This window comes from Phyllobacterium sp. P5_D12, assembly GCF_054049495.1.
Map to the genome: position 1 here is coordinate 1 of NZ_JBFUMG010001141.1, position 615 is coordinate 615.

A 615-nucleotide genomic window follows, 5' to 3' on the forward strand; every position below is an offset into this window, starting at 1 on the left:
ATCACATCGTGGCTCGCCAGTCCTCGATTATTGGCTCCATTGGTGTGCTTTTCCAATATCCTGATATTTCGGAGCTCTTGACCAAGATAGGCGTGAAAGTCGAAACGATCAAATCCAGCCCGCTTAAGGCAGAACCCAATTTTTTCAATCCGGCCAGCGACGAAGCAAAGGCGATGATTCATCGTATGATCATCGATTCCTATGACTGGTTTGTCGGCCTGGTTCAGGAACGGCGCAAGTTTACGCATGAACAAGCTCTGGCCCTGGCGGACGGATCTGTCTTTACCGGTCGCCAGGCGGTTGCCAACAAACTGATTGACGAACTTGGCGGCGAAGACAAGGCAATCGCCTGGCTCAAAACAAAAGGTATCGATGCCAAGCTTCCAGTCGTCGAATGGAAGCCCGTCGAGAAGTCCTCCCTCGGTATGTTTTTTTCGCATTCAGCCCTGAAAATGCTGACCAGATATCTCGGTATTCCGGAAGAAAGTGCAGGGGTGCTGCGCGAATTGACAGGTGATCGCATGTTCCTTGACGGACTCGTTTCTGTTTGGCACGTTGACGGCAAGCCTGTCGGCGCGCAATAAGGATATTAAACTCATAAGATCAGTGACATAG

1 protein-coding gene is annotated in these 615 nt (G+C 50.6%); it reads left to right on the forward strand.

Annotation, left to right across the window (positions count from 1 at the left end; translation table 11 throughout):
- Positions 1–584 (forward strand): S49 family peptidase (locus tag ACXJ5O_RS29165; protein WP_457302942.1); only part of this gene is annotated, 584 nt, incomplete at its 5' end.
- Positions 585–615: the final 31 nt, after the last annotated feature.